Source organism: Isoptericola sp. NPDC057191 (assembly GCF_042670225.1).
Lineage (GTDB): Bacteria > Actinomycetota > Actinomycetes > Actinomycetales > Cellulomonadaceae > Isoptericola.
Map to the genome: position 1 here is coordinate 23009 of NZ_JBHUWC010000024.1, position 9137 is coordinate 32145.

9 protein-coding genes are annotated in these 9137 nt (G+C 74.7%); 1 reads left to right on the plus strand and 8 read right to left on the minus strand.

Annotated elements, in window-relative coordinates:
* Positions 1-6: 6 nt before the first annotated feature.
* The 8 genes from ACFT55_RS05855 to ACFT55_RS05890 all read right to left on the minus strand — a co-directional run bounded on the left by ACFT55_RS05855 (position 7) and on the right by ACFT55_RS05890 (position 8111).
* Positions 7-672: a response regulator gene (locus ACFT55_RS05855; RefSeq protein ID WP_380242508.1), complete on the minus strand. Its 666-nt coding sequence runs from the start codon at positions 670-672 to the stop codon at positions 7-9.
* Positions 669-1859: a sensor histidine kinase gene (locus tag ACFT55_RS05860; RefSeq protein WP_380242510.1), complete on the minus strand. Its 1191-nt coding sequence runs from the start codon at positions 1857-1859 to the stop codon at positions 669-671. Before ACFT55_RS05860 ends, ACFT55_RS05855 begins: the two co-directional genes overlap by 4 nt.
* A 52-nt stretch (positions 1860-1911) precedes the next feature.
* Positions 1912-2544 carry a hypothetical protein gene (locus ACFT55_RS05865; protein WP_380242513.1) on the minus strand — a complete coding sequence of 211 codons (633 nt, stop codon included), beginning with the start codon at positions 2542-2544 and terminating at the stop codon, positions 1912-1914.
* Positions 2541-3473, minus strand: coding sequence for a hypothetical protein (locus tag ACFT55_RS05870; RefSeq protein WP_380242515.1), 933 nt, complete (start codon positions 3471-3473; stop codon positions 2541-2543). The genes ACFT55_RS05865 and ACFT55_RS05870 overlap by 4 nt, the downstream gene beginning before the upstream one ends.
* Positions 3473-4105, minus strand: coding sequence for a signal peptidase I (locus tag ACFT55_RS05875; RefSeq protein WP_380242517.1), 633 nt, complete (start codon positions 4103-4105; stop codon positions 3473-3475). The genes ACFT55_RS05870 and ACFT55_RS05875 overlap by 1 nt, the downstream gene beginning before the upstream one ends.
* On the minus strand, positions 4102-5244 hold the full coding sequence (locus ACFT55_RS05880; RefSeq protein WP_380242519.1) for a hypothetical protein: 1143 nt from the start codon (positions 5242-5244) through the stop codon (positions 4102-4104). Before ACFT55_RS05880 ends, ACFT55_RS05875 begins: the two co-directional genes overlap by 4 nt.
* 99 nt (positions 5245-5343) lie before the next feature.
* Complete coding sequence (locus ACFT55_RS05885) at positions 5344-6048, minus strand: SipW-dependent-type signal peptide-containing protein (protein ID WP_380242521.1); 705 nt, start codon at positions 6046-6048, stop codon at positions 5344-5346.
* A 227-nt stretch (positions 6049-6275) separates the two neighbouring features.
* Entirely contained in the window at positions 6276-8111 is a 1836-nt protein-coding gene (locus tag ACFT55_RS05890) for a dolichyl-phosphate-mannose--protein mannosyltransferase (RefSeq protein ID WP_380242523.1), read from the minus strand.
* Between the two features lie 34 nt (positions 8112-8145).
* On the opposite strand from ACFT55_RS05890, the gene rsmI reads away from it, so the two are divergent.
* Entirely contained in the window at positions 8146-9039 is an 894-nt protein-coding gene (gene rsmI, locus ACFT55_RS05895) for a 16S rRNA (cytidine(1402)-2'-O)-methyltransferase (RefSeq protein WP_380242525.1), read from the plus strand.
* Positions 9040-9137: the final 98 nt, after the last annotated feature.

The window sequence follows — 9137 nt, forward strand, 5'->3', positions numbered from 1 at the left end:
TCGCCGTCACGCCGCAGGCCGGACCGACTGGTTGAGGAACTCCAGCACGGCGGCGACGCGGGTGTTGGCGCCGTCCGGGAGGTCCAGCAGCTTGTAGATCCCGGTGAGCTGGGCCTCGACCGCCTTCGGGGTGATCTCCAGCTCGCGGGCGACGGCGCCGTTCCCGCGCCCCTCGGCCACGAGCTGCAGCACCCGGAACTGTGCGGCCGACAGGCGAGCGAGGGGGGTGTCCGACCGCGGCACCGAGCGGCTGACCAGCGCCGGGTCGATCACGACGCGCCCCTTCGCCACGGCCGAGATCGCCCGGATGAGCTGGCCGGGCTGCGCGGACGAGCGCTTCGACAGGTAGCTCCAGGGCGTCGGGGCGCCGGCGCTGATGGAGCGCACGAGGGCGAGCAGGTTGTGGCTGGAGACGATCAGGATCCGCACCTCCGGGTCGCGTTCCTGCAGCGTGCGTCCCAGCGCGATGCCGTTGCCGTCCTCGAGCTCGATGTCGAGCACGGCGACGTCGGCCGCCCCGGGGACGATGACCTCGAGCGCTGCGCTCTGGCCCGCGGCGTCGGCCACGACCTCCGTCCCGGGGTGGCCCTGCAGGAGGGCCAGGACGAGGCCGCGCATCATCGCCTCGTCCTCGACGACGGCGACGCGCACGGGACGGCGGCCCGGCCTCACCGCTGCCCCTCCGCCTCGGCGACGGAGCTCTGCACGGGCAGCACGGCGGAGAGCCGGGCACCGCCCAGGGGCGACGGGCCGAGCGTCAGCTCGCCACCCCGGCCCCAGGCCCGCGCCCGCAGGCGCGCGACACCGGAGAGCTCGGGCGCGTCGGGGAGCCCCGTGCCGTCGTCGTCGACGGTGAGGCGTGCCGTGCTCCGGCCGTCGTCGTCGGTCTCGCCGCTGATCACCACGCTGATGCGATGGGCGCGGCCGTGCAGCATGGCGTTGTTGACCCCCTCCTCGACGACGGAGAAGAGCATCACCCGGTCGGCCGGGGGCAGGGAGTACCCCGCGAGCAGCGCGTCGGCCACGCCCTCGTAGCGGACGTCCATGGTGACCGACGGCGGGAGGCGGTCCGCGAGGAGCAGCAGGGCGGCGGACAGGGCGAAGTCCCCGGCCAGCGGGTACAGGGCGTGGGCGACGGCCCGCACCTCCGACTCGCGAAGCTCGTCCAGCCGGTCGGACACGGCCTCCAGCGAGTGTGCGGCGACCTCCTGCCCCTTCTGCTCCAGTTCGTCGTGGATGGCGTCCACCTCGCGGATCGCCAGGACGAGACGTTGCTGCAGGCCGCCGTGGAGCTGGCGGGAGATCTCGCGCCGCACCCGCAGCTCCTCCTGCTCGGCCTCCACCCGCGCGAGCGTCGCGCGCTGCGTCTGCTCCAGGTGCCGCCGCTCCTCCTCCCTGATCCGCCGTCGCGTCCCGACGTAGTAGAGCGCGATCGAGATGGCGAAGGACGCCTCGAGCGCAGCCAGGGCGGTCTCGATGAGCAGGAACTCTGCCGACGCGCCCCGCGGCAGGCCGAGGGTCACCGCCGCCGTGCGGGCGATCCCGATCCCGAGGCTCAGGCCGACGACCAGGGCGACCCTCGCGGTGCGCGACCAGTGCAGGATGCTCAATCGCACCAGCAGCGCGGCGGAGAGCGCGCTCGCGACCGTCACCCCCGCGACCAGGAGGAGGGCGACGCGGATGACGAACGCCAGCTCGGCCCGCCCCATGAGCGGGTAGCCTTCGCGGCTGATGGGGGCGATCCCCTCGATCCCCCAGAGCGCGAGCTCGACGGCCGGGACGGCAGCGACCAGCGCGACCCCGCCCATCGCGATCAGCGCAAAGGCGCGGCGCTCCGCAAGATCCGCGTCTCGGACCACCCCTCATCCTTGGCAGACGGGTGGCTCCCGGCAACCGGAAGGTTTCCCCAGGTCAGGCGCGGACGGCGTGGATCACCAGGTTGTCCCGCGCGGGCCCGACCGCCCCCTCGCGCTGCAAGCAGGTGAGCACGACCAGGCGGGCGGCGCCGTCGGGGAGGCGGCCCCAGATCTCGTCGGACGCCGCGGCCTGCGCCTTGCTCACGACCTCGGCCTCCTCGACGACGTAGCGGGTGCCGTCGACACGCAGCACGTCCCCGCGGGCGACCCGCAGGGCGGGCTCGTGCCCGCCGGGCTCGACGAAGGCGTTGCCCGGCGCGTTCCCGTCGCGCACCGCGTGGACGGCGACGACGCGGGGCCGGGTGCCGGCCGGGGACTCCCGGTCGGGGTCACGGACCTCGAACGCCTCGGTCAGGGTCGGCGGGTTGACGACGCCCCCCGACGCGGACATCGTGACGAGCGGGACGTCGAGCCCCTGGGCGGGCGCCTCGAACCTGCCGCCGGTCGGGCGCAGGTCCGCCGCCGCGACGTCCGGTGCGACGTCGAGCCGCACGCACCGGCCGTCGAGGTCGCGCTGGGCGGCGACGCACGAGCCGGCGTCGCGCAGCTCCAGCCAGGACACGGCCGCCACGCCGGCGAGAGCCAGCACGACGACCGTGCCCAGGAGGGCGCGCACCCAGCGGCTCACTCACGACCCCCGGCGTTCGAGGGGGACGAGGGGGACGAGGGGGAGCGGCCGCGCAGCGCGCGGAGCGCGCCCGCCGCGACGAGCACCAGCGCGGCGCCCACCAGCAGCAGCCAGGGCGGCTCGCCCGAGTCGGCGGCCCCGCCCGTGAGCGCGACCAGGCCGGTCGTGCCCCGGGCGTCCGGCCCGCCGACGGCCGTGCCCTCGACCGCCCGGTCACCGACGGTCGTGCCGTCGCGCACGGTGTCGTCGCGCACGGTGTCGTCGCGTCCGGTGTCGTCGCGTCCGGTGTCGTCGCCGGGGTCCCCGGGGCCCGGGGTGGCGTCGTCGTCCGGGGTGTCCCCGGCGATCCGGAGCAGGACGTCGAACGAGAAGACGCGCTGGCCCACGAAGGCGTGGTTGCCGCTCGTCGCCTCGACCGGGAAGTTGTAGGAGACGGAGAGGTCGACGGACTCGCCCCGGGGCAGGTGCGCCTCGTGGATCACCGTCTGCCGGCCCTCGAGCCGCGAGGCGGGGACCCCGTTGACGAGGAGGTCGTCGTAGAACGAGTCGTCCACCCAGCTGTCGTCACCGTGGTCCCGGAAGGCGGCCGCGTTGACGATGCTGGCGGTGAGCGTGCCGCCGGTGGGTCCCTCGTTACGGACCCGGAGCGTCGCGCGGTCCGCGTCGCCCGGGACGACGACGACCTCGCCGAGGAGGGAGCCCCCGACGAGCACGCCGTCGGACGGCGTCCCGGAACCGGTCAGCCGGACCAGGGGCGTGCCGTCGGTGTCGTGCTCCACGGCGGCCGCGGCCGGAGCGTCCGTCGTGCGGGCGACGGCGCTGGTGGTCGCCGTGGCGGCGGCCGCGGTACCTCCCGTCACGGGGACGACGAGCCCGACGGCGGCGAGCAGCGTGGCGAGGCCCATGGCCTGGGTGCGGGTCCTGGTCATCACGAAGACTCCTCGTGTCGGTCGGTGCGTCGAGAGCGGTCCGGCGTCACGACCATGACGACCCCGTACAGGATCAGGGCGACGGCGCCGATCTTCACCGCGGTGGGGCCCCACGACGCGTTCGTCAGGTGCCCGAGCCACGGGATCGAGTACATGACCCGGCCCTGCACCTGGTCGGAGACGATCGGGTCGTCGTCCGCACCGTTGGCGTCCCCGCGGGTCACGAAGCCCGCGGCCCCGTCGGTGCCCCACGTGACCCCGGCGACCCGGTGGGTCACCAGCGTCGGGTCTCCGGAGACGGGCTGGAAGGTCACGACGTCGCCCACCCGGACGTCCGCCGGGTCGACCGGCCGCACCACGACGACGTCACCGGGCGAGAGCGCCGGCTCCATCGAGCCCGTCAGCACCGTGAGCGGCGTGGCGCCCACGAGCTTGGGCACGGCGACCGCGGCCCCCGCGAGAGCGAGCGCGGCCACCATGACGACGCCGAGCACCGCCGACGCGACCGTGCGGAGCAGGCCTCGTGCCGGGGCGGCGGGCCCCGCGGGCACGGCGGGATCCGCGGGTCGAGCCTGGTCGAAGGGGACGGCCGAGAGGTCGACCGCGACGACGGGTGCCGTCCGGGCGGTCATGACGCCTCCTTCTCGAGCCAGGCGATCAGGTCGTCCAGCGGGACCTCCTGGTCGGCGGCCCACTCCTCGAGCACCGCGGGCAGCGCGTCGAGGTCGATGCCGGCCGCGTCGAGGCCCTCCTCGTCGAGGAGGTCGCGCAGGTCCTGGGCCCACGCCGGCTCGGGGTCCTCGGCCGTGTCCCCACCCTCGTCCGGTCCGTTCTCGTCCGGTCCGCTGTCGGGCCCGCTGTCGACGTCGGGCGCCGGCTCAGGCTCCCGGCCCGGGCCGGTGTCGGTCTCCGGCGCTTCGGGCGTCTCCGTGGGCTCCGTCTCCGGTGCCTCGGTCGGCTCGGTCGACGGTTCGGTCGACGGCTCGGTGGTCGGCTCGGTGGTCGGCTCGGTGGTCGGCTCGGTGGTGGGCTCGGTGGTGGGCTCGGTGGTGGGCTCGGTGGTGGGCTCGGTCGTGGACGTGGCGTCGTCGTCCGCCACCTCCGGCGGTGCGGCGTCCGGGGCCTGGCGGGTCGAGTCGACCTCGACCTCCACCGTCCCGCTCGAGACGGCCGGTGCCGGGGCGGCGGCGGTGTCGTGCCACAACCGGCTCTCGTCGACGGTCGCGCCGGATCGGACCTGCCACAGGTCCGCGACGAGGTCCCCGTCGTCGAGCCGAAGGCCCTGGTAGGTGTTCCCGGCGGCCGCGTCCATCGTGACGACGAGCGTCACGGAGAGCTGACCGTCCGCGTCCCGGGGGAGGTCGACGGGCACGTCGGGCGACCCGGCGAACCGGAACGCCCCGTCCCCGTCGAGCGTCCCCTCCGCCACGGCCGCACCACCCAGCGCGACCTCGACGGAGATGTCGAGCACGTCGAGGAGCTGGGCGTCCTGCCAGGCGGGGGCCGACAGCCTCAGCAGCGCGTCGAGGTTGTCGCCGCGCAGCGACGTGCCGAGGTCGTAGTCGACCGTGGCCTTCGCGCCGGGCTCGAGCACCACCGGGTCGGGGGTGGCCTGGCCGGCGGGCGCGAACGCGACGTCGAGGACGCCGGAGGAGAGCGCGCCGTGCTCGACGGGTGCGTCGGCCCGCCAGGCGGCGGCCGTGGTTCCCGTCCCGCCGAGGAGAAGGGCGGCCGCGAGCGCTCCGGCGGTGAGGCTGACTGCGCACCTCATGGAGAGCCTCCTACTGCTGGTGGGCGTGGAGTCCGGGGGACGCGCTCTCGGGGCGGTGGTCGTGCGACCCGAGAGCGCGTCGGAGCGCGAGGCGCTCGGTCACCGGACCTGGTCGAGGGTGACCTGGAGGTTCGACAGGTCCGCCTGGGTGTTGGTGAGGTCCTGACCCTGGATCTCGCGCGGGAAGTTGGCCAGGATGAACACCTGGAGGTCCTTGCCGCCGGGGCCGTCGATCGGCACGTTCACGACCTGCGACGCGTCCTGGGCCTCGCCGAGGACGTTCCCGTCCCCGTCGGTGACGAAGTACTTCAGGCCGAGGCCCTGGGCGAGCTCGCCGCCGGCCGGGCTCCCGTGGAGCGACAGCTGCGCCTGCATGTTGTCGCCCTCGGTGTGGGCGGTCACGCGCGTCTTGCCGAGGACGAAGTCGCCGGGGACGGCCTGCCAGGTGCCGAGGTCGTCGATGGTGTGGCCGACGACCTGCCCCGTGCCGTAGCCCGTGTCGTCGGGGTCGAGGGTGCGGAACTCGGTCGACACGCCGTTCCAGACCGTCTGCTCCTGGCCGAGCCAGGTGACGTCCCACTGCAGCCCGTGGCCGACCTGGGACGAGAGGTCCGCGGCGTCGGGCCGGTCGGGGGAGACGTCGAACCAGCGGGTCTCCTCGGCGTTCACCTTCAGCATGCCGCTGCGGATCACGCCGCCGGGCACGCCCGCGTCGTCGTGCCAGAGGGCGAGCGTCCCGCCCGCACCGAGCAGCAGAGCGCCTCCGGCGACCCCGGCCAGGATTCCCTTGGTCTTCGTGTTCATGTGCAGCTACACCCTTCGTGCCGTCGCGTTGCGCATCTCGCGAGGGTGCTCTCCGCTGGAGATCTGCTCCGTCGTGCGGTGACTCGCCGTCGCAACGTGATCCAGTGTTCGGCGGCACGCAGGGGGCGTCGGGCCAGGGCTAGGGGAAACCCCAACGGCACGGTGGTGGGGTTCTCGGGGCGGCGGGCGGGCGCCCCCGTGACCTGCTGAAAGACGTCTGGGACGCGCTAGATCCAGGACTCCAGCCGCATGACGGACTGCCAGTAGGGGTAGGGCACCTGCGTGGCCGTCCACAGGGGGTAGAAGACGACGGACACGGCGAGGATCACGATCAGCACGGCGATGATGGCGGCGACGACCTGCGCGCGGGCGCGGCGGCGCCCCTCGGTGCGTTCGAGCGCGACGACCATCGGGTAGACGAGCGTGAGGACCACCCAGGGCGTGAAGACGATCGAGTAGAAGGTGAAGATCGTCCGGTCGTCGAACGGCGGCGCGTACGCGAACCAGGGCAGCCAGCCCGCGGCGGTGCCGCTGAGCACGGCGACGGCGCGCCAGTCGCGGAACCGGATGCCCAGCCAGATCGTCGCGACGATCGCGAACGCGGCGAGGAGCCACAGCAGCGGGTTGCCGAGGGAGGTGACGGCGCGGGCGCACGCGTCCGCGGCGTCGGAGGGACAGGTGCCCGTGCCGGGTGCCTGCTTCTCCCAGAAGAACGACGTCGGACGCCACTGCACGATCCAGCCCAGCGGGTGCGACGCGTACGGGTGGTCGGACGTGAGGTGGGTGTGGAAGTCCCACATCTGCCGGTGGTACTCCACGAAGCTCCGCAAGGGGTCCGGCAGCCAGGTGATGCCCTCGCCCGGATGCTCGGCCGCCCACTGCCGCAGGTACGAGCCGGCGTGCGTGAACCACGACCACCACGACGCGAGGTAGACGACGAACGCGGTGGGGACGATCGTGAGGAACGCGGGCACCGCGTCGACGACGAGCGAGTCCTCCCACCAGCGGCCGATGCCCGCGGCGCGCCGCGCCGTCAGGTCCCACAGCACGGTGAGGATGCCGAACACCGCGACGAACCACAGCCCGGACCACTTGGTGCCGCACGCGAGCCCGAGGCTGACACCCGCGGCCAGCCGCCACCAGCGGAAGCCGAGCCGGGGGCCGTAGCGGGCCACGGTGCCGCCGGCGTCGAGGATCTCCGCGACCCGCCCGGCGAGCCGCCGTCGCGCCTGCTCGCGGTCCAGGACGAGACAGCCGAAGGCCACCAGCACCCACAGCATGAGGAACTGGTCGAGCAGGGCGGTGCGCGAGTGCACGATCGCCTCGCCGTCGATCGCGAGCAGCAGGCCTGCGGCGACGCCCATCGTCGACGACGCGAAGAGGCGGCGGGCGATCCGGACCAGCAGGAAGACGGCGAGGATGCCGACGATGGCGCTCGCGAGGCGCCACGCGAACGAGCTGGTCGCGCCCCCGCCCGCCTCCATGCCGAGCCAGATCATCCACTTGCCGACCGGCGGGTGGACGACGTACGCCGCCTTGTCGAGGTAGGTGAGGACGTCGCCGGCCTCGAACGCCGGGTTCGGCTCGTCCGGCCACTGCGCCTCGAAGCCCAGCCGCCCCAGCGTGAACGCGTCCTTGACGTAGTAGGTCTCGTCGAACACGAGCTGGTGGGGCTGCCCGAGGTGCCACAGGCGCGTCGCGGCCGCGAGCAACGTCACGACGATCGTGCCGAACCAGCCCCAGAACCGGTCGCGGCGACGCAGGTCGAGCCGCACCCGCCGGGCGCCCAGCAGTCGGTCCAGCAGCCGCGCCTGGGTGGAGCGCGCGTCGGGCTCCTCCTCCGGCACCGGCGCGAACGCGGTGAGCGGGGCGCCCGGGAACGCCGGCGGCGGGCCGTCGGAGGCCGGCTCCGCGACGTGGGCGGCGGAGCGCTCCGCCGGGTACGTGCGTGCCGGGACGGCGTACGGGTCGTCGTCGGCCGCGCGGTGGCGACCGCGCTCCGGCGGCGTGCCCGCGGGCGCGGGATCGCCGGTGGCTGTGGCGTCGGCGTCGGGGGCGGTCACCGGGTCATCGTAGGGGCGTGGGACGCTGGTCACCATGACCTCCGAGCCCGCCGCCGCCACCCGTCCCGCCCCGAACGCCGAGGCCGGGACGGTCGTGCTCGCGGCGACGCCCATCGGGAACGCCGAGGACGCGTCGCCGCGGCTGCGCCGCCTGCTCGCCGAGGCCGACGTCGTCGCCGCCGAGGACACCCGACGCCTCCACGCCCTCGCGCAGCGTCTGGGCGTGACCGTGGGCGGGCGCGTCACCTCGTACCACGAGCACAACGAGGCGGCGCGCGCCGACGAGCTGCTCGACGTCGTCGCGGACGGCGGCACCGTGCTCGTCGTGTCCGACGCCGGCATGCCCGCGGTGTCCGACCCGGGCTACCGCGTCGTCGCCCGTGCCGTCGAGCGCGGCGTCCGCGTCACCGCCGCCCCCGGGCCGTCCGCCGTGCTGACCGCCCTCGCGTTGTCCGGGCTGCCGACGGACCGGTTCACCTTCGAGGGGTTCGTGCCGCGCAAGCCGGGGGAGCGGGCACGCTGGCTGGGGGCGCTCGCGGCCGAGCCGCGCACCATGGTCTTCTTCGAGGCGCCCCACCGGATCGCCGAGACGCTGCACGCGATGGCGGACGCGTTCGGCGCCGACCGACCGGCCGCCGTCTGCCGCGAGCTCACCAAGACCTACGAGGAGGTGCTGCGCGGCGCCCTCGCGGACGTCGTCGCCGAGGCCGACGCCCGCGCGGCGGACGGCGACGGCCTGCGCGGCGAGATCTGCGTCGTCGTCGGCGGAGCCCCGGCCGGCGCCGCCCCCAGCGTCGAGGACCTCGTGCCCGAGGTGCTCGCGCGCGTCGAGGCGGGCGAGCGCCTCAAGGCCGCCGTCGCCGACGTCGCGACCGCCGCCGGGGTGCCGAAGCGCGACCTCTACGCGGCCGCCATCGCCGCCAGGTAGCCGCCCACCCCCCGCCGACCGATCCCGCCGACCGATCCCGCCGACCGACCCCTGCCGAACAGGTGGTTGTTCACGTTCTGAGTACTCAGAACGTGAAC

Coding starts and splice junctions, on each gene's coding strand:
- ACFT55_RS05870 (WP_380242515.1), bottom strand. CDS start 3,473: ATGACCAGGACCCGCACCCAGGCCATGGGCCTCGCCACGCTGCTCGCC.
- ACFT55_RS05875 (WP_380242517.1), bottom strand. CDS start 4,105: ATGACCGCCCGGACGGCACCCGTCGTCGCGGTCGACCTCTCGGCCGTC.
- ACFT55_RS05880 (WP_380242519.1), bottom strand. CDS start 5,244: ATGAGGTGCGCAGTCAGCCTCACCGCCGGAGCGCTCGCGGCCGCCCTT.
- ACFT55_RS05885 (WP_380242521.1), bottom strand. CDS start 6,048: ATGAACACGAAGACCAAGGGAATCCTGGCCGGGGTCGCCGGAGGCGCT.
- rsmI (WP_380242525.1), top strand. CDS start 8,146: ATGACCTCCGAGCCCGCCGCCGCCACCCGTCCCGCCCCGAACGCCGAG.